This is a genomic window from Polycyclovorans algicola TG408, from assembly GCF_000711245.1.
GTDB classification, from domain to species: domain Bacteria; phylum Pseudomonadota; class Gammaproteobacteria; order Nevskiales; family Nevskiaceae; genus Polycyclovorans; species Polycyclovorans algicola.
In genome coordinates this window covers 1,429,901-1,449,201 of sequence record NZ_JOMH01000001.1, presented here as the reverse complement: position 1 = coordinate 1,449,201, position 19,301 = coordinate 1,429,901, and the positions used below count along the sequence as shown (strand labels likewise).

The window sequence follows — 19,301 nt, the reverse complement described above, 5'->3', positions numbered from 1 at the left end:
AGGCCACCGGGAAGGCGTCAACAGGGCACCGGCTTACCACACCACCCGCTGCCCGTCCCACGCGAAGAACCCGCCGCTGTCCGCGGGTTTGAGCCCGGCAAGGACATCCAGCAACTGATGCGCGGCGCGCTCGGGGGAAAACAGTTTTTCGGCTTTCACACCGGCCTGAAAGGGCTTTGAAAGCCCCGTATCGACAGTGCCGGGGTGCAGGGTGCAACAAATGAGAGCCTTGGACTTTCTCGCCGCTTCGATGGCGGCGGTGTGGATGAGCTGGTTCTGCGCGGCTTTGGCAGCACGATAGCTGTACCAGCCGCCCAACTGGTTGTCGCCGATGGAGCCCACCCGCGCCGACAGACTGGCGAAGACGGCACGCTCGCCGTGCCACAGCAGCGGCAGCAGATGCTTGGCCGTGAGGATGGGGGCAAACGCATTGACCGCGAAGCTGGCGCGCAGCGCATCGAGGGTGATGTCTTGCATGCGTCGCTCGGGACGGATGGCATCGTTTTGCAGCAGGCCGGGCGTGTGGATGACGGCGCCCAGCAACTGGGTGGTTTGCCGGATCCTGACCACGGCGGCTTGCAGACTGGCTTCGTCGGTGGCGTCCAGGGTCAGCCGGGTGACCCGATCGTCATCAAGGCCCGCACCGGTCCGGCTCGCGGCCCAGACGTGCGCCGCGCCGCGCGCCAGCAGCGCGTCCACCAGCGCGGCCCCGATGCCGCGCGAGGCGCCCACCACCAGCACGTGTTGCCCGACCCAGGCACTGTCGTCCATGTCGTATCCATCAAAAAGGTTTGTGCACAGTGTGCCGGGGCCAAGCCCTGCCGGGGGCGCGCGCGCCGCTACACTACGCGCCCTTTTTGCAGTATCTAGCCGGTGTTCGCCATGTCTGCCCCCAAAGTCGGCTTTGTGTCACTCGGTTGCCCCAAGGCGCTGGTCGACTCGGAGCGCATCCTCACCCAGCTGCGCGCCGAGGGCTACGACACCGCCCCGGACTACGCCGGCGCCAAGGTGGTGATCGTCAACACCTGCGGCTTCATCGACTCGGCGGTGGAGGAGTCGCTGGACGCGATCGGCGAGGCCATGGCCGAAAACGGCAAGGTGATCGTCACCGGCTGCATGGGCGTGGGCAGCCACCGCGACAAGATTCGCGAGCGCTTCCCCGATGTGCTTTCGATCAGCGGCCCGCAGGACTTCACCTCGGTGATGACCGCGCTGCATCAGGCGGTGCCGCCGCAGCACGATCCGTTCATGGACCTGGTGCCGCCGCAGGGAATCAAACTCACGCCGCGTCACTACGCCTATCTGAAAATTTCAGAAGGCTGCAACCACAAGTGCAGCTTCTGCATCATTCCGTCGATGCGCGGCAAGCTGGTGTCGCGCCCCATCGACGAGGTGCTGCGCGAGGGCGAGCGTCTGGTGAAGGCTGGCGTGCGCGAGCTTCTGGTCATCTCGCAGGACACCAGCGCCTACGGCGTCGATCTGAAGTACGCGCCCGGCACTTGGCAGGGCCGCGAATACCGTGCGCAGATGAAAGACCTCTGCGAAGGCCTAGGGTCGCTCGACGCGTGGGTGCGTCTGCACTACGTCTACCCCTACCCGCACGTCGACGAGATCATTCCGCTGATGGCGGACAACAAAATCCTGCCCTACCTCGACATTCCGTTTCAGCACGGCAGCCCCAGCGTGCTCAAGCGCATGAAGCGCCCGGCCTTTGCCGAAAATACCTTGGCGCGCATCCACCGCTGGCGCGAGATCTGCCCCGACATCACCCTGCGCAGCACCTTCATCGTCGGCTTCCCCGGTGAGACTGAAGACGAGTTCGACGAACTGCTCGACTGGCTGGAAGCAGCCCAGCTCGACCGCGTGGGCTGCTTCACCTATTCCCCCGTAGAGGGCGCCGCCGCCAATGCGCTGGCCAACCCGGTGCCGCCCGAACTGCAGCTGGAACGCCAGGAACGCTTCATGGCGCTGCAGTCCGAGAGCAGCGCCGCCAAGCTGCAGGCCAAGATCGGCAGCGAGATTGACGTGATGATCGACGGCTTCGATGAAGACGGCTATCTCATCGGCCGCTCCAAGGCAGACGCCCCCGAGATCGACGGCCGGGTCTATCTGTCCAGCGACGGCGATTTCACGCCCGGGCAGATTGTCCGTGCCGAAGTGATCGCAGCCGACGAACATGACCTGAACGCCGAAGTGATCTGAGCATTACCCCGGCGGCACACCACAAAAAAAGCCCGGACCATCGCGGGTCCGGGCTTTTTGATGCAGCGGGGTCGCGCTTGTCGCGCGGGGCAAGCTCAATGCACCTTGCGGCTCATGCCTTTGAGGTGTTCGGCGCTTTTTTGCGCCTTGACCGGGCCGGGTCGGCCGCCACGGCCTTGCGGACGCGGGCCGCCACCGCCGCCCGGGGTACCACGCCGCTGGCCCTGACGCTGCGGCGGACGTGCCGGGCGGTCGTCGGCTTCGCCGGGGGCGTCAGCACGCGCGCTGAGGGTGTAACCCTCGATGACAAACACCGGGATGGTCTGATGAATCAGCCGCTCGATCTGCTTCAGGTAGCCACGCTCATCACGGCTGACCAGCGAGATCGCCTCGCCGACGGCGCCAGCACGGCCAGTGCGGCCAATGCGGTGCACGTAATCCTCCGGCACGTTGGGCAGCTCGTAATTGATGACGTGCGGCAGGTTTTCGATGTCGATACCGCGCGCGGCAATGTCGGTGGCGACCAGCACGCGCACGCTGCCGTCCTTGAAGCCGGCCAGCGCCTTGGTGCGGGCGCCCTGGCTCTTGTTGCCGTGCAGGGCGGCGGCGGTGAGGCCGTCTTTTTCGAGCCGCTCGCACAGGCGGTTGGCGCCGTGCTTGGTGCGGGTGAAGACCAGCACCTGCTTCCAGTTGCCTCGCGACACCATGAAGCCCAGCAGCCCGGCCTTGTCGGCCTTTTCGGCAAAGATGGCGCGCTGGTCAACGAGCTGCGTCGCGGTGTTGCGCGGCGCGATGTCGATGCTCACCGGGTTGTTGAGCAACCCTTCGGCGAGGCCGCGAATTTCGGGCGAGAAGGTGGCCGAGAACAGCAGGTTCTGGCGCTTGGCCGGCACCAGCTTGAGCACGCGCTTGATGTCGGGCATGAAGCCCATGTCGAGCATGCGGTCGGCTTCGTCCAGCACCAGAATTTCGATCTTGCTCAGGTCGAGCACGCCCTGGCCGGTGAGGTCGAGCAGACGACCCGGCGTGGCGATGATGACGTCCAGCCCGCGACGAACGCGGTCAATCTGCGGGTTGATGCCAACGCCGCCAAAGATCACCGCATGCTTGACCGCCACATCGCGGCCATACGCGACCACCGACTCACCGACCTGGGCGGCCAGCTCGCGGGTGGGCACCAACACGAGAATGCGCGGCGCCTTGCCGCCGGCACGCGGCACGTTCAGCAGGTGTTGCAGCAACGGCAGGGTGAAGGCGGCGGTTTTGCCGGTGCCGGTCTGGGCGGCGGCGAGCACGTCGCGGCCGGCCAGCACTTCGGGAATGGCTTTGGCCTGGATGGGCGTGGGAATGGTGTAACCCTCACGCTCGATGGCACGCATAAGAGCGGCATCGAGGCCGAGTTCTGAAAAAGACATGGATAAGACTCCGTAAGCCGGGTCAACGGCGCTAGAAAGGCCGTGCAGAAAGTGAATACGCGGGGGACCGACTTGGGTGCGGACGCCTGCACGGTGGGGCGTCAACGACGGGTCTCGCTTTAAGGCAAGACGCAACACCGAAATCGTCAGGGATCAGGCTCGCGTCAACCGAATACGCCGCGTCAGGGCAGGTTCGGGCGGCGGCAGTATAGTGCAAGCCCGCCCGCCTCCAGCGGTGTCGGCCCGAAATATTTTCAACCCGGAGATTCTCATGTTCCGCATTGACCACGTTGTATTGCTCGCCGCCGCCATGGCGCTGGCCGCCTGCTCGCCCGAGCAGAGCGCTGCGCCCGCGTCCACGCCCGAAGCCGCGCCCAGCCCCACTGCCGAGGCAACGCCGGCCGCCAGCCCGACAGCAGAAGCCGCGCCGCCGGCCACATCGACGGCCCCCGAAGGGGCCGAGGTGTACTTCGTCTCGCCCGCCGACGGCGACGAAATCGAAGGAGAAGTGAAGGTCGTGTTTGGCCTGCGCAACATGGACGTCGCGCCCGCCGGTGACATGACCGAAAACACCGGCCATCACCATCTGCTGATCGACGAGCCCGAGGTGTCGATGGAAGGGTCGTTGCCCGCCACCGAACAGATCGTCCATTTCGGCGGCGGCCAGACCGAAACCACGGTCAGCCTTGAGCCCGGCGAGCACACGCTGCAGCTGCTGCTGGGCGACGGCCTGCACCGGCCGCACAACCCGCCGGTGATGTCGGAGAAAATCACCATCACGGTGCGGTAGGTCGGGTTTCAACCCGACACCCATATTGCCTGTCGGCCTGAAGGCCGACCTACGGTTGAATCGGCCGGGTGATTGCTCAAACCAGCATCTCCAAAAGGCTGGCACGGCACGGCCGCTGCGGCACTTGAATACGCGGCACCCATCAACGGCACAACATCCCAAAGAGGAGTTTCAAGCATGAATGTGAATGGAAGCGTGGCACTGGTCAGTGGCGGCGCATCGGGACTCGGCGAAGCCACCGTGCGCCATCTGCATGCGGGCGGCGGGTCGGTGGTGATTGCCGACCGCGACACCGCACGCGGCGAGGCCTTGGCCAATGAACTGGGCGATCGCGCCCGTTTCGCCCAGTGCGACGTGTGCAACGAAGCCCAGGCCCAAGCCGCCGTGGACCTGGCGGTGAGCGCCTTTGGCCGCCTCACCGTGCTGGTCAACTGCGCCGGTGTCGGCACGCCCGCCAAGATGCTCGGCAAAGAAGGCCCGCTGGCGCTGGACACCTTCAACCGGGTGATTCAGGTGAACCTGGTCGGCAGCTTCAACATGATGCGGCTCGCGGCGGCCCAAATGGCGCAGCAGGACGCCGAAGGCGAGGAGCGCGGCGTGATGATCAACACCGCCTCGATTGCCGCCTACGACGGCCAGATTGGCCAGCCGGCCTATGCGGCCTCCAAGGCGGGCGTGGTCGGCATGACCCTGCCCATCGCCCGTGAACTGGCGCGCACCGGCATTCGCGTACTGACCATCGCGCCGGGCCTGTTCGAGACGCCGATGATGGCCGCCCTGCCCGAAGAAGCGCGCCGCTCGCTGGGCGCGTCGGTGCCGTTCCCGTCTCGCCTCGGCAAGCCGTCGGAGTACGCGCAACTGGTCGAGGCCATGATCACCAACCCGATGTTCAACGGTGAAACGGTACGGCTGGATGGCGCGCTGCGTATGGCGCCGAAATAAGAGCCGCTTCATGGTGCTGCGCTGCAGCAAGCTCCCCTAGCTGCCAAAATGCCCCTTCATTCGCAACGATTGAAGGGGCATTTTCATGCCGTTTGACCTAGAGGCCTTTCTGGCCACAGCGCAACCGTTTCTGATCAAGGTGCTCGCTGCGCTGGCGATTTTCATCATCGGCAAATGGGTGGTCCGAATCGCGATCAACCTGATCAAGAAGGGCATGATGCGGGCGAAGATGGACGAGACCCTCGTCACCTTCCTCAGCAACGTGATTTACGGCTTTGCGATGGCGGTGGTCATCATCTCGGCGCTCGGCCAGGTGGGGGTCAGCACCACATCGGCCGCCGCAATCCTCGGTGGTGCGGCACTGGCCATTGGTCTGTCGCTGCAAGGCCAACTGTCGAGTCTCGCAGCCGGCGTGATCCTGATTCTGTTCCGCCCCTTCAGAAAAGGTGACTTCGTCAAGATCGGCGGCGAGATGGGCGTGGTCGATGAAATCAAGATCATCCACACCGTGCTCAAGTCGCTCGACAACCAGTTTGTGATCGTGCCCAACAACAACGTCACGACCAACGTCATCACCAATTTTTCGGCGCTGCCGACGCGGCGCATGGACCTGACCATCGGCATCGGGTACAGCTCGGACCTGCTCAAGGCCAAGCGCATCCTCGAAGAACTGGTCGCCAATGAGCCGCGACGCCTGGAGGAACCGGCCAGCGCCGTCATGGTGAAGAACCTGGGCGAGAGCTCGGTCGACTTCGCGGTGCGCTTCTGGGTCAACACCGGCGACTGGTGGGCCACGCACTGCGACATGATCGAGCGCATCAAGCTGCGCTTCGACGAAGAAGGCATCGAAATTCCCTTCCCGCAGCGCACCGTGCATCACATTGGCATGCCGCCGGCCAACGACAAAGGCGCCAGCGTCGCCGAAACCAAGTAGGCCCCAACCGGCGACGAACAAGGCCGCAGTCGCGATGGCGCTGCGGCCTTTTTTGTGGGCAGGCAAGGCGCATGCGGCATGACGGACGACTGGCGTCTCGACCCTCGCGCATCACCCGTGACGAATTTCCGACAGGGCCTCAAGTTTTCCGACACGGCGCCGATAGCTGGGCAACCTCCTTGTGCGGAACCCGTCATGAAAGTCACGCCCCTTACCCACATTGCCGCGATGCCTGCCGCGTCGCCCGCCGCCCCACCCAGTGGCGCCGAGCCTGCTACGGCGGTCGACCGATCACAGCGGCTGTCGCTGTCGGATGCCGCGCGGGCTCCGGGTGCCACGCCGCAATCCCCGTTGCAACAGGCCTCGCGCCTCAGTGAATTGCGCGACGCCATCGCCGAAGGTCACTACCCAATCAACACCGAGCTGATTGCGGAACGCCTCTTGCAGTGGCAACTGTGAACCGCCCTTTCGGGAATGCCCCATGTCTGCACTCGCGCTGGACCAAACGCTCGCACAGTTGCGCAGCGGGCTGAGCACGTCCCCAGAACGGATAGACGCCGCCAGCCACGCCTTGCGCGCGCAGGTCGAGCAGTTACGCCGTCGCCCGGCGTCCATCACCGCCGAACAGCTTCAGCAGGCCCGCCGACAGTTGCTTGAGCTCGCCGAGCTTGCCCGGCTGCGGCTGCGCACGGCGCAAAAACTGCAACGCGCCATGCAGGCTGACGCGCCCGCAGCCGGCTACGGACGTCGCGGCCTGTTGCGATGAAAGCCGAGGCCCCGCTGGACAGCACCCGGCTGCTGATCAGCGGACTGGCACGGCAACGCGCCCGCATGGTGCTGACCCTGCCCGGCCTCGACCGGCAGCCGGCGGTGATTCCGTCCACCCTGATACGCGACGACGGCTATGCCTTTGTCACCCTGCTGCCGCCGCAGGAGCCGACCCTGTGGTTGCCGCCCGACACCGAGGTGCACGCCGAAGGCCGTCTGCACGGCGCCCGCATCACCCTCACCAGCCGCCTGCGACAACTGGTGCGCGGCCATGATGAGTGGCGCCTGGAGGTGCTGTGGCCGATGGCGGTTCAGCACGTACAGCGCCGCCAGGCATTTCGCGCCGACGTGCCGACCGATCACGCCATGGCCCACGTTCACTTGCGGCAGGACGACGCCGAAGCGGTGCCTGCCAACGTGCGTGACATCAGCCTTACCGGCGTCGGCCTGCAGCCACCGCGCAACTGGACGCCCGACAACAACCGGGCGCTCAACTGTGAATGGCGCGTCGCCGAGGGCACGGTCAGCCTGCCGCTGGAGGTTCGCCACCTCAGCCAGAATGCCGAAGGCACGCATCTGGGCGCACGCTTTTTACACCCCGCGACCCGTCTTCAGCCATTAAGACAATGGGTGGTCGAGCTTGAACGCCAATGGTTGCGCCGCCGCCCGGGCATCTCGACGTCGTAGCTTGGCAACGTCGTCGGCGGGGCCGCAACATCCGTAGGCTGGGTAGAGCCCGCGAAACCCAGCAACGCGCTTCGACCCGGCCGGCTAACCGCCGCTCACCAAGGCTTCGATGCTGTCGAGGTCGCGATGATTTTCGAGCAACGCCACCAGCGTGCGCCCCACCGCCAGCCCTGAGCCATTGAGGGTGTGCAACAACTCCGGTTTGCCCTGGGCGTTGCGGAAGCGCGCCTGCATGCGCCGTGCCTGATAGCTCTCGAAGTTGGAGCAGGAGCTAATTTCGCGATAGCGCCGCTGCGACGGCAGCCAAACCTCAATGTCGTAGGTCTTGGCGCTGGCCGCGCCCATGTCGCCGGTGCACAGCACCACCGTGCGGTAGGGCAGTTTCAGCCGCTGCAAAATAGTTTCGGCGTGTCCGGTGAGGGTTTCCAGTGCGGCGGTGGAGTCCTCGGGTCGTACCGCCTGCACCAGCTCCACTTTCTCGAACTGGTGCTGGCGAATCATGCCGCGCGTGTCGCGCCCGGCGCTGCCGGCTTCGCTACGGAAACACGGCGTGTGAGCAACCCACTTCCGCGGCAGGTCGGCGGCATCGAGAATCTCGCCGCGCAACAGGTTGGTGACCGGCACTTCGGCGGTGGGAATCAGATACCAGCCTTCATCGCCTTCGAGCTTGAACAGGTCGGCCTCAAACTTCGGCAACTGGCCGGTGCCGCGCAGTGAATCGCGGTTGACGATGTAGGGCACGTACAGCTCTTCGTAGCCATGCTCGGCGGTGTGAATGTTGAGCATGAACTGCACCAGCTTGCGGTGAATGCGCGCGAGCTGACCCTTGAGCACCGTGAAGCGCGCACCGGTGAGCTTGGCGCCGGCGGCGAAGTCCATGAGGCCATCGGCCTCGCCCAGAGTGACGTGATCGGGCGCGGCTTCTTCATCGACCACCGTGCCCCAGCGGCGCACTTCGACGTTGTCGTCTTCAGACGCGCCATCGGGCACGTCGGTCTGGGGGATGTTGGGCAATGCGGCGCTGAAGTCATCAAATTCGGCCTGGATCTCTGCCAGGGCGACTTCGGCCGCCTGTAGGCGCGTCTTGAGCTGCTCCATCTCGGCCATCACCGGGGCAATGTCGCCGCCCTGTTTCTTGACCAAGCCGATGTCCTTGGAGCGGCGATTGCGCTCGGCCTGCAGGGTCTCGGTTTCAGTCTGGATGGCCTTGCGCCGGGCTTCGAGCGCGATGACCGCCTCAGTGTCGAGCACGTAGCCACGCCGGGCGAGGCCGGCCGCGACGGCCGGCAGGTCAGCGCGCAGTTGTTTGGGGTCGAGCATGAATCAGGCTTCCAGACGATCGAGGCGGCGAATTATACGGATGCCTTCAATCCCGCCAGCCACAGGCCGAGGGCACAGGCCGCGAGTGCGACGCCCACATTGAGCAACACGTTGACCACGGCGATGACGGGCTGATCCCGCAGCAATTGCACGGTTTCCAGCGAGAAGGCCGAAAAGGTGGTGAAACCGCCGAGCAGGCCGACGATCACGCCGGCGCGCAGCGCTTCGGGCCAATCACGCGCGGCAAGGGCCAGCAGGCCGATGACCAAGCCGCCCAGGGCGTTCACCAGCAAGGTCCACCACGGAAAGCCCGTGGCGGCGCCAAAGCCCAGCTTCACCGCGTAACGCGCCACCGAACCCAAGGCGCCGCCTGCCGCCACTGCCAGCCAGACCGTCATGTTCGTCCTCGCTCGGCACGCAGCCGCGCCAGTTTTTCACCGATTTTGATCTCCAACCCACGATCAACCGGGGCGTAGAAAGCTTGCGGCGTCATGCCTTCTGGCCAGTAGGTCTGCGCCAGCGCAACGCCGCCGTCGTGGTCGGGGTCGTACTGGTAGTTCTTGCCGTAGCCGAGGTTCTTCATGAGGCCGGTGGGCGCGTTGCGCAGGTGCATGGGCACTTCACGCGAGCCGTCTTTTTCAATCAATCCGCGCGCGGCCTTGAAGGCCACATAAGCGGCGTTACTTTTCGGTGCCACGGCCAGGTACAACACCGCCTCGGCAATGGCCAGCTCGCCTTCGGGCGAGCCCAGCCGGTCGAAGGTGTCCCAGGCGCTGAGGCACAGCGGCAGCGCGCGCGGGTCGGCCAGACCAATGTCTTCGCTGGCCATGCGGGTGACGCGGCGCAGCAGATAGGCCGGGTCGCAGCCGCCGTCGAGCATGCGCAGCAGCCAGTACAACGCGGCATCGGGGTCAGACCCGCGCACAGCCTTGTGCAGCGCCGAAATCTGGTCGTAGAACTGCTCGCCGCCCTTGTCGAAACGGCGCAGGCCACGGCCCAGCAGGCGTGTCAGCCCGTCGTCGTCCAGGGTCACGCCTGCGGCGACGCCCGCCACCACGGTTTCGAGCAGGATCAGGGCGCGCCGCGCATCGCCATCGGCCGCACGGGCGATGTGATCCAGAATCTCGGCCGCGACGAAATCGGCCGGCTTGCCGAGACCCCGTTCGGCATCGGTGAGTGCCCGATCCAGCAGTGGGCGCAAATCTTCGGCCGTCAGCGGATTCAGCACCATGACGCGCAGCCGCGACAGCAGCGCGCTGTTGAGTTCAAACGACGGATTCTCGGTGGTGGCACCCACCAGAATCAGCGTGCCGGACTCCACATGCGGCAGCAGCGCGTCCTGCTGCGACTTGTTGAAGCGGTGAATTTCGTCGACGAACAACAGGGTGCGCCGCGGCTGGGCCGCCAGCGCGCGCTCGACGGCGGCGCGAATGTCCTTGACCCCGGCGAGCACCGCCGACAGGGTTTCGAACACCGCATCGGTGCCCTGCGCCAGCAGCCGCGCCAAGGTGGTCTTGCCGACGCCCGGCGGCCCCCAGAACACCAGCGACGGCAGATGCCCGGCGTCCAGCACCGCTCGCAGCGGCGCGTCGGCCGCCAGCAGATGCGTCTGGCCAATGACCTCGTCGAGATGACGCGGCCGCATGCGCTCAGCCAGCGGTTGTAGCGGGGGCTTGAGTTGGGCGAGATCGACCATGGACAAAGTATGGCTGACAAAGCGTCGTCGGCCGGGCTCACGTCGGAGAGGTGGGAGTGACGCGGGCGGCCGGTTGGCTGCTGGGTTTTCGCTGCGCTGCTACCCAGCCTACGACGGCCTTTGAAGGACTGACGTGCAGATCGGTGTGTAGCGGTAGGCTGGGTGAAGCCTGCGAAACCCGGCGGCGCCCGGTTTGGAGGGCCCGCCGGATTTGCGCCGCTCAATCGTCGCCGATGACCGTGTGGCCGCGCGGCGGGGTGAAATCGAAGCGGTCACGGGCAAAACGCGGGTTGCCCTTGATGTCGTCAAAGCGCACGTCGGTGGTCCCGCCCAGCGGGTCACTGAAGGTCAGCAGCACCGGCACGTTGCCGCGCATCCACACGTCAATGCGCTCGAACTCGCCTTCGGAGGTCAGCGGCGTCAGGCGCCAACCGTCGGCGTCGGTGGGCGCGCCCTCGCCCGTTGTCAAAGCGAGAACTTCAAAGCCTTTGCCCAGCGACTCGCCACTTGCGAGCAGGGCGGCAGGCGTGCCATCCAATGCGGCGTCGGCGGGGCGGCGCGTGACCTGCTTCAGGTCGGGATCGTGCACCCAGACGATCTCGCCGTCGGCCACGATGGTCTGTACATAAGGCGTTTCATACGCCCAGTGAAAACGCCCGGGCCGCGACAGGGCGAGCGTACCGGTGGACTCGGACAACACCGTGCCATCGTAGTCGCGCTGGGTCTGGGTGAACTGGCCTTCAAAGCCTTTGAGTCCCTGCCAACGGGCATCAAGGTCTTCCACCGGCGTGGCCAGCACCCCGGCTGAGAAGACAAGGCCGAACAGCGTCGCTAAAGGTCGAAACACGGGGATTCCTGATGTGAATGAGGCACGGCGCGCAGCGTGTGGCCGAAGGGCTGAATGCGCCCTGATGCCCTGCTCAATCGCGTCCGCCGGGCGCAAGGATCTCGCGATTGCCGCCGGGGCCCGAGGGGCCGACCAGCCCGGTGGCTTCCATCTGCTCGACGATGCGCGCCGCGCGGTTGTAGCCGATCTTCAGGCGGCGTTGCACCCACGACACGCTGGCCTTGCGGGTTTCCAGCACCACGGCCACCGCCTGGTCGTACATGGGGTCGGACTCGGCATCATCCACACCGCCCTCGGCAGGGCCGCTGGGCTCTTCGGCGCAGATGTCTTCGATGTGTGGCGGCTTGTTGGGAATCTGCTTGAGGTAACCAACGATCTTGTGCACTTCATGGTCGTCAACGAAGGCGCCGTGCACGCGATCCAGCCGCGACGCGCCAATCGGCCGAAACAGCCCGTCACCGTTGCCCAGCAGGGTATCGGCCCCCAGCTCATCAAGAATGGTGCGCGAATCGATCCGCGATGCCACCTGGAAGGCCATGCGTGACGGGATGTTGGCCTTGATCAAGCCGGTAATCACATCGACGCTGGGCCGCTGCGTGGCGACGATCAGGTGAATGCCGGCGGCACGCGCCTTCTGGGCGATGCGGGCAATCAACTCTTCGACCTTCTTGCCGACGACCATCATCATGTCGGCGAGCTCGTCGATGATGATGACGATGTGCGGCATGGGTTCCACGGCGTCGGCCTTGGCGGCGCCTTCGTGGAACAGATCGCCCTCGGTCGGTTTGAAGAACGGATCCATGATCGGTTCGCCAGCGGCCAGCGCGTCTTCCAGCTTGCGATTCATGCCGGCCAGGTTGCGCACACCCAGCGCCGACATCAGGCGGTAGCGGCGCTCCATTTCGGCCACGCACCAGCGCAGGGCGTTGGCGGCGTCTTTCATGTCGGTGACCACCGGGGTCAACAGGTGCGGAATGCCGTCGTAGATCGACAATTCCAGCATCTTCGGGTCGATGAAGATGAAGCGCAGTTGCTCGTGGGTGGCGCGGTACAGCAGCGACAGAATCATGGTGTTGATGGCCACCGACTTGCCCGAACCGGTGGTGCCGGCCACCAGCAGGTGCGGCATCTTGGCAAGATCGAACACCACTGGCGCGCCACTGATGTCCTTGCCCATGGCGATGGCCAGCGTGGCGTGGCTGTCGCGGAACTTGCCCGAGTCGATGATCTCGCGCAAAAACACCATCTCGCGCTGCTGGTTGGGAATTTCCAACCCGATCACCGGCTTGCCTTCGACCACCTCGAGCACGCGCACGCTGGCCACCGACAGCGAGCGCGCCAGATCGCGTGACAGGTTGGTGATCTGCGAGCCCTTGACGCCGGCCGCGGGCTGGATCTCGAAGCGGGTGATGACCGGGCCAGGCATGGCGTCGACCACTTCAACCTTGACGCCAAAGCTCGCAAGGTGGCGCTCGACATCGCGCGACAGTTGCTCGAGCTCGTCTTCGGTGTAGCGCTTGCCTGACGGGCGTGGACGGTCGAGCAGGCTGATGGGCGGGAGCGGATCACCCTCGTAGGGCGGCACGTCGTCCATCAAGTGCGCCTTCGCCGCCTTGGGGGCCGGCTTGGCGGCGCTGACAGGCACGGCCTTGGCAGGCGAGGGGCCGTCATGTTCCGCGGTCAGCTCGAAGGTCTCAGGCGGCGGCACGCCTGCTGCTGGGTCGCCAGACAGACTCGGCGCCACACGGGGTAGCTTTCGAACCGCGCTGCGCGGTGACGGTGAGGCGGGTCGTGCAGGCGCGACGGCAGTCTCGAATGCGGGCTCGGCCGGACGCTCCGGCGCGCCCTCCGAGAGTGCCTCACGGCGCAGCAGCGATCCCAGCCCCAGCACCGCGCCGCCGATACGGTCCATCACCCGCAGCCACGAAAACGCGAAGACCAAGGGTGCCGAGGCGACCGCCAGCACCAGCAACACCAGACTGGCGCCCACGCCGCCGAGGCCGCGCGTCAGGGCACCGGCCAAGGCCTGCCCGGCAATACCGCCAGCGCCCTGCGGCGCCACACTGGCGGCAACGCCGACGTGCACGGCAAAAAGCGCAGACAGCGCAGCGGCCATCACCACGCCGCTGAACCAGCGCACCGGCAACGGCAGAATCTGCGCCGCGACCGGGGTGTCGTCGTGGCCGCCACGCAAGATGCGCATGCCCGCCCACAGCAGCGCCCAGGGCAGACCGTAGGCGGTGAGCCCGAGCATCGACAGCAGCACGTCAGCAAGCCACGCGCCTGCCGGGCCGATGAGGTTGCGCACCTCACCCCCCGTGCCGGATGACATCCAGCCCGGATCGTCGGGGTGAAAACTGATCAGCAGCATCAGCAATACGATGGCCACACCCGCACAGGCGAGCATCGCGGCCTCGCGCGGCAACCTGATCAACCAAGGGTTGATCCGACCGTCGGATGTCCGCTCAGCGGCGGGGGCGACCTGCCCGCGCAGCTGCAGCCACCACTGTTTGGGTTCTGCCAAAGTCCGCAAGCCTCTAAATGCCAAATTTGCGGCTGCAACCGATAAAGCTCGCAGCGCTTTGGCCTGAGTTTATCAGTCCAGCCGTCGGCTCCAGCCCACCGGCGGCGCCGTTTAACTTGAAACTTGGCAGGAACCCTGCATATTGAATGCGTCCATCACGGACGCTGACAGGAGCCTTCCCATGAGCACCGAAGTGAAGCACTTCCTCATCACCCCAGAAGACGGCATTCGTGAATTCACCGCCGAACAAGCCGCGATGGTTGCGGCCGGCACCCGCCCCTTGCCCGAACTGGCCGATCGCATGGTGAGATACCTGCAGATCACGCTCGATGACAGCGAGATCGGCGAAATAAAGGTGCAAACCTCCGGCGCTTTCGTCGCTTTCGATGCCGACGGTCGGGTCACGGAGGCACATCCCCCCAAGGATGCCGAGTCGATCACCGGCTTTGAACACGATGCCGTCGTCCAGTGGTCATTGCGCGACGTGCCGGCTGTGGCGCCGACGTTTCACTGATTTTCGCTGTGGACCTTTCGCTCACTTATCCATTTGAACGCTGACAACCCTGCAAGGCCCGCCCGGACGGCGGGCCGTTTTCGCCACCTCGACCGCATGGCCGACATCCCGGCAGCGACGTGGGACGGCCTGTTCGGCGACGCCTACCCGTTCATCTCACACCGATTTCTGAATGCCCTGGAAACCAGCGGCAGCGTCGCCCCCGAGCTCGGTTGGAGGCCCTGTCATCTGCTGCTGGAGACCGACGACGGGCGCTTGCTGGCGGCGTGCCCGCTCTACATCAAGGCGCATTCTTACGGCGAATTCGTCTTTGATTTCGCCTGGGCACGTGCGGCGGAGCAGTTGGGCCAGTCTTACTACCCGCGCCGGGTCAATGCCATTCCCTTCACGCCCAGCAGCGGGCCCCGCTGGGCTGCGGTCGATGCCGACGCCGAGGCCCAGCTGCTGGCGCACCTCAGCACCCTGGCCGCCGATGCCGGGGAGTCATCGACCCATCTTTTGTTTATCGACGAGCCGGGCGCGACAGCCGCGCAGCAGGCAGGCGCAAGTTTGCGCCACGACATTCAGTACCAATGGTTCAACCGCGACTACGCCGACTTCGAGGCGTTTCTGGCGCAGTTGTCGGCGGACAAGCGCAAGAAAATTCGCCGAGAGCGTCGCAAGCTGGTCGAGTGCGGCATCACTTACCGCCGCGAGCCGGCGCACGCGCTCGACGCGGCAGACCTGGACGAGGTCTATGCCCTTTATGCCTCCACCTACGCCATGCGCGGCCAGCCGCCGTACCTCAACCGCGCGTTCTTCGACCATTACCTGCACGACGGCGCGAGCCCGATGTGGGTACTCAGCGGGTTTGCCGACCAGCAGCGAGAGATGATCGCGTTGTTTTTCGAAGGTCGCGACACGCTGTACGGCCGGCATTGGGGGGCGCGCCGTGAGATTGACGGCGCGCACTTTGAAACCTGCTATTACCAAGGCATCGACTGGTGCATCGAACGCGGTTTGGCCCGCTTTGACGCCGGGACCCAGGGCGATCACAAGCGCACGCGCGGCTTCGACCCCGTCCGCACCACGTCGGCGCACTGGCTGGTCGAACCGCGTTTGCGGGCCGCCGTGGACCATTTCCTCGCGCAGGAGCGCGCGGCCGTCACCGCACACGCCGATTGGCTGCGCACCGCACACAGTGCCTACCGGCAAACACCAAGCCACGGCGCAGACCATGGATAACCCCATCCGCCTGCACTGGCTGGACCCACGTAACCCCGAGCAGCCGTTTCCGCCCGCACATCTGGCCCTGCGCGAGCCCAATGGGCTGCTCGCCATTGGCGGTGACCTGCACCCGACCCGACTGTTGCGCGCCTACGCTTACGGTGTATTCCCCTGGTACAACGCCGACGAGCCCATTCTTTGGTGGTGCCCCGACCCGCGCGCGGTGCTGCCGCCGACCGAGCTGCACATCAGTCGGTCGTTGGGGCGACGGGTGCGCAGCGGCCACTTTCGCGTCACGGTGGACACCTGTTTTGACGCCGTCACCGCCGGGTGCGCCGGGCCGCGGGCACACCACCGCGGCACCTGGCTGGGCGATGCAATGCGCGTGGCCTATGGCGAGCTGCACCGGCTCGGGCACGCGCACAGCGTCGAGGTCTGGGATCGCGACGCGCTGGTCGGCGGCCTCTACGGCGTGGCGATTGGCCGCATGTTTTATGGTGAGTCCATGTTCTCCCGCCAGACCGATGCCTCCAAAGTTGCGCTGGTCGCGCTCTGCGAGCGACTGGTCGCGCACGACTTCGCGCTGATCGACTGCCAGGTCGCCTCGGCGCACCTGACCCGGCTCGGCGCGGTGGAATGGTCACGTGACCGGTTCCTGTCCGTGGCGCGCCCGGCCGCTGCCGAACGTGCCTCCACCGGGGTCTGGTCATGAACCCGATGCGGCCACCCGAACGCTTCAGCCTGTTTCTGAGTCCGGAGCACCGCTGCGGCTACCTGCCCGATCGCAGCGCGCGCAACGCCTACATCGACCCGGCTATTTCAATGAGCGCCACGCGCTACAGCTGGCTGCTGGAGCAGGGCTTTCGCCGTAGCGGCGGACATGTCTACCGACCGTATTGCCAGCACTGCCAGCTGTGCATTCCGGCGCGCATTCCCGTGTCATCGTTCAATCCAAACCGCTCTCAGCGGCGCTGCGCCAAGCGCAATGAGGACCTGACCCTGCGCATTCAGTCCAAGCTGCAGGACCGACACTTCGCGCTCTACCGCGATTACCTGCGTCACCGCCACGAGGACGGCGGCATGGAGCCGGACAACCGCGAAGCGTTCGACATGTTTCTGCACTGCGCGTGGCTGGAGGTGCAGATCTGGGAGTTCTGGCTGGGCGACGAGCTCTTGGCGTTTTCGGTCATCGACCGCCTGCCCGCTTCGCTGTCGGCGGTCTACACCTGCTACCGCAGCGATCACGCGGCGCGTGGCCTGGGCAGCTTTGCGGTCCTGCAGGCGCTGGACTACGCCCGTAGCGCCGACTTGCCGCACGTGTACCTAGGCTATTGGGTTCCGGGCAGCCGCAAGATGGATTACAAGCGCCAGTACCAGCCGCTGGAAGTTTTCTCCGGCGGCCTGTGGCGGGTGTTTGATCCGGCGCATACGCGGATTTGAACGCTCACAAAAAAGGGGGCGACTCGCGTCGCCCCCTGTGCTTCATCCGGCTACGACTGTTGCAGGCTAGCCATTTTCAACAAAGTTGAACTCCGTGCAATCGATGATCACGTTGCGGTAGATCAAGTGCGGACCGGGTGCTTCAGGCGGTGTACCACCCGCTTCGGAGGCACGACCAAACGTACCGCCATCACCGGCATTATCGAGGTCGAAACAACCGTTGAAGAAGTTGCCTGTAACAATGCTGTTGTGCACCTGCGCGCGCGTGCCCTCGCGATGCAGAATGCCCTGAGCCTCACTGTTGGCCAACTGGTTGGTGGTGTACTGCTGCGGCGCCAGAATCGTGACGTTGGAAATCAGCGGGAAGCTAACGGGAACCTGCAGGAAACGAGAGTCAGTTTCAAAGCCCCGGTTGGCTTTGTCACCTTCCTGAATGATCAGCGCACTCTGCATGCCACCGGTGTAGCCGTTATCCCAATCGAAGCTGTCATCACCAATCCCAGTGAGCACCACGTTCTTGAAGAAGGCGTTGCCACCGAAGGGTTCGATACCGTCATCAAAACTGCGGTGGATCTGGATGTTGGTAAAGCTTGAGCCACGACCCACCGCATACAAGGTAATGCCGTTGAGGTCAGCACCCATGCCATCGATGTCACCGCCGCCATGCCGCAGCACAAAGTAGTTGATCGAACCGATGCTGTGCATGTCATCACCACCGCCGTAGCTGCCGGAGCCATCTTCGGCAAGTACATCGCAAGTGTCGAAGCTGGGGGCCGTGGGCGGGTTCAGGCCAGCAGGGCAACGGTTGTCGCGAGCGTCGCCCATCAGGACAAGCCCAGTCCATTCCTGACGAGCCGTGTCAACCGGGGTGCCGCTGCTGCCGTCGAACCTTGACTCGATCTGGGTCCGTGAGGTTGCCACCACCGGATTCTCACGAGAGCCCTCAATATTGATCTGCGAACCGCGGCTGACGATGATGCCTTCGAGCAAGTCGCCCACGATCAGCGTACCGGCTTCGACATTGACCACAACCTCGACCGGGGTCGCGACTTCGCTGCGCGGCCGATTACCATTGCCGATTGTCGTACCCGGTTGGTCGGCAGTCGTGTAGACATTGTCGTTAGTCAGGGTGATGTCCAAGCCACCGGTCATCGCAGTGCCATCAAACTGCGGGGGTAACTGACAAACATCGTAGTCCCCGCTGGCGGCTGCGCCACCGAAAAGCCCGGCTTCGTCATCTTCTAGCTCACCAAAGATCTCGGTGAAGGTTCCAACCAGCTCGGTTCCGTCGGGGCAGCTAGCTTCAGCCACAGGAATGGTCGCACTGGCGAGCGCAGTACCGGTCTCACCACCGGCGAAATCCCAAACGGCGTCATTTCCATTGACCCTGACCGTCCAGTCGGCGGTCCACTGCTCCTCACGCGGCACGCCAGGCTCGTAAGCGCCGATGTAATCGGTGCTGACAATGTAATCCGGTACCGGCAATGAATTGGCGTCGTCAGCTGACGCAGGCGGCCACATATCGGGACGGGTGAATGTACCGCTCAACGCGGCACCTTCGGTTGGGAAGCCCGAGATGTCCAAACGACCATCCAAATTGGTGCTGTTGTTTGTCGCAGGACTGGCCGACATGGAGTTGAACCAAGCGCTTACAGAAAAGGGATCAGCGTCGCCTTCTGCGTCAAGCACCATCCCGGTCCCATCGCCGAGGGAACCGACTATCGCACCTGCCGGAATACCGGACATTCCGGGATCGGGATCGGGATTACCACCACCCCCGTTGTTCCCGCCGTTGTCGCCGCCGCCCGAACCGCCAGAGCCGCCGGCGCCGCCTTGCGCGTTGTTGTCGACGTTGACATTGATCACCGGCGTTCCTGCACCGAAGTCGGATCCGTCGTCACAGGCCACCAGCAACACACTACCAAGCAAAGCTGCCGCCGTGGCGATCACTTTTTTCTGAAACATGAAGAAACCTCCGCTAGAAATTGATTCAACCGATTGGTTGCCAAAGGTCAT

19 protein-coding genes are annotated in these 19,301 nt (G+C 65.0%); 11 read left to right on the top strand and 8 right to left on the bottom strand.

Annotated elements, in window-relative coordinates:
* Positions 1 to 33: 33 nt before the first annotated feature.
* Positions 34 to 771 (bottom strand): SDR family NAD(P)-dependent oxidoreductase, encoded by a 738-nt coding sequence (locus U741_RS0106945; protein WP_029889760.1) that lies wholly within the window; start codon positions 769 to 771, stop codon positions 34 to 36.
* Positions 772 to 882: 111 nt separating this feature from the next.
* On the opposite strand from U741_RS0106945, the gene rimO reads away from it, so the two are divergent.
* Complete coding sequence (gene rimO / locus U741_RS0106940) at positions 883 to 2,202, top strand: 30S ribosomal protein S12 methylthiotransferase RimO (RefSeq protein WP_029889759.1); 1,320 nt, start codon at positions 883 to 885, stop codon at positions 2,200 to 2,202.
* Between the two features lie 95 nt (positions 2,203 to 2,297).
* Here rimO and U741_RS0106935 read toward each other — a convergent pair whose 3' ends face one another.
* Positions 2,298 to 3,617, bottom strand: coding sequence for a DEAD/DEAH box helicase (locus tag U741_RS0106935; protein WP_084154716.1), 1,320 nt, complete (start codon positions 3,615 to 3,617; stop codon positions 2,298 to 2,300).
* Between the two features lie 271 nt (positions 3,618 to 3,888).
* Here U741_RS0106935 and U741_RS0106930 point away from each other — a divergent pair, with 271 nt between their 5' ends.
* The 6 genes from U741_RS0106930 to U741_RS0106905 all read left to right on the top strand — a co-directional run bounded on the left by U741_RS0106930 (position 3,889) and on the right by U741_RS0106905 (position 7,738).
* Positions 3,889 to 4,407, top strand: a complete 519-nt coding sequence (locus tag U741_RS0106930; protein WP_052378573.1) for a DUF4399 domain-containing protein — start codon at positions 3,889 to 3,891, stop codon at positions 4,405 to 4,407.
* A gap of 177 nt (positions 4,408 to 4,584) precedes the next feature.
* Entirely contained in the window at positions 4,585 to 5,349 is a 765-nt protein-coding gene (locus U741_RS0106925; RefSeq protein ID WP_029889756.1) for a 3-hydroxyacyl-CoA dehydrogenase, read from the top strand.
* A gap of 85 nt (positions 5,350 to 5,434) precedes the next feature.
* Positions 5,435 to 6,283: a mechanosensitive ion channel family protein gene (locus U741_RS0106920; protein ID WP_052378572.1), complete on the top strand. Its 849-nt coding sequence runs from the start codon at positions 5,435 to 5,437 to the stop codon at positions 6,281 to 6,283.
* A 195-nt stretch (positions 6,284 to 6,478) separates the two neighbouring features.
* Positions 6,479 to 6,742, top strand: coding sequence for a flagellar biosynthesis anti-sigma factor FlgM (locus U741_RS0106915; protein ID WP_029889754.1), 264 nt, complete (start codon positions 6,479 to 6,481; stop codon positions 6,740 to 6,742).
* Between the two features lie 22 nt (positions 6,743 to 6,764).
* The gene (locus tag U741_RS0106910) at positions 6,765 to 7,049 is read left to right on the top strand and encodes a hypothetical protein (RefSeq protein WP_029889753.1); all 285 of its coding nucleotides are present in this window, start codon (positions 6,765 to 6,767) and stop codon (positions 7,047 to 7,049) included.
* Positions 7,046 to 7,738, top strand: coding sequence for a flagellar brake protein (locus tag U741_RS0106905; protein ID WP_029889752.1), 693 nt, complete (start codon positions 7,046 to 7,048; stop codon positions 7,736 to 7,738). Before U741_RS0106910 ends, U741_RS0106905 begins: the two co-directional genes overlap by 4 nt.
* An 84-nt stretch (positions 7,739 to 7,822) precedes the next feature.
* On the opposite strand, the gene serS is transcribed toward U741_RS0106905, so the two are convergent.
* From serS to U741_RS19880, 5 genes are all read right to left on the bottom strand, one after another.
* Positions 7,823 to 9,058, bottom strand: coding sequence for a serine--tRNA ligase (gene serS, locus U741_RS0106900; protein ID WP_029889751.1), 1,236 nt, complete (start codon positions 9,056 to 9,058; stop codon positions 7,823 to 7,825).
* A gap of 32 nt (positions 9,059 to 9,090) precedes the next feature.
* A complete protein-coding gene (locus tag U741_RS0106895; RefSeq protein WP_029889750.1) occupies positions 9,091 to 9,456 on the bottom strand; it encodes a fluoride efflux transporter FluC in 366 nt (121 codons plus the stop codon).
* Complete coding sequence (locus tag U741_RS0106890) at positions 9,453 to 10,754, bottom strand: replication-associated recombination protein A (protein WP_029889749.1); 1,302 nt, start codon at positions 10,752 to 10,754, stop codon at positions 9,453 to 9,455. The genes U741_RS0106895 and U741_RS0106890 overlap by 4 nt, the downstream gene beginning before the upstream one ends.
* 220 nt (positions 10,755 to 10,974) lie before the next feature.
* Positions 10,975 to 11,601, bottom strand: a complete 627-nt coding sequence (gene lolA, locus U741_RS0106885; RefSeq protein ID WP_029889748.1) for an outer membrane lipoprotein periplasmic chaperone LolA — start codon at positions 11,599 to 11,601, stop codon at positions 10,975 to 10,977.
* Between the two features lie 73 nt (positions 11,602 to 11,674).
* On the bottom strand, positions 11,675 to 14,125 hold the full coding sequence (locus U741_RS19880; RefSeq protein ID WP_301331318.1) for a DNA translocase FtsK: 2,451 nt from the start codon (positions 14,123 to 14,125) through the stop codon (positions 11,675 to 11,677).
* A 181-nt stretch (positions 14,126 to 14,306) separates the two neighbouring features.
* Between U741_RS19880 and U741_RS0106875 the strand changes: the two genes are divergently transcribed.
* The 4 genes from U741_RS0106875 to U741_RS0106860 all read left to right on the top strand — a co-directional run bounded on the left by U741_RS0106875 (position 14,307) and on the right by U741_RS0106860 (position 17,285).
* Positions 14,307 to 14,639, top strand: coding sequence for a hypothetical protein (locus U741_RS0106875; RefSeq protein ID WP_029889746.1), 333 nt, complete (start codon positions 14,307 to 14,309; stop codon positions 14,637 to 14,639).
* A 96-nt stretch (positions 14,640 to 14,735) separates the two neighbouring features.
* Positions 14,736 to 15,863, top strand: a complete 1,128-nt coding sequence (locus U741_RS0106870) for a GNAT family N-acetyltransferase (RefSeq protein WP_029889745.1) — start codon at positions 14,736 to 14,738, stop codon at positions 15,861 to 15,863.
* Positions 15,856 to 16,557: a leucyl/phenylalanyl-tRNA--protein transferase gene (gene aat, locus U741_RS0106865; protein WP_052378571.1), complete on the top strand. Its 702-nt coding sequence runs from the start codon at positions 15,856 to 15,858 to the stop codon at positions 16,555 to 16,557. The genes U741_RS0106870 and aat overlap by 8 nt, the downstream gene beginning before the upstream one ends.
* A complete protein-coding gene (locus tag U741_RS0106860; RefSeq protein ID WP_029889743.1) occupies positions 16,554 to 17,285 on the top strand; it encodes an arginyltransferase in 732 nt (243 codons plus the stop codon). The genes aat and U741_RS0106860 overlap by 4 nt, the downstream gene beginning before the upstream one ends.
* A gap of 66 nt (positions 17,286 to 17,351) precedes the next feature.
* Here the strand turns inward: U741_RS0106860 and U741_RS0106855 are convergent, their stop codons facing one another.
* Positions 17,352 to 19,301: a beta-helix domain-containing protein gene (locus U741_RS0106855; RefSeq protein ID WP_152551520.1), complete on the bottom strand. Its 1,950-nt coding sequence runs from the start codon at positions 19,299 to 19,301 to the stop codon at positions 17,352 to 17,354.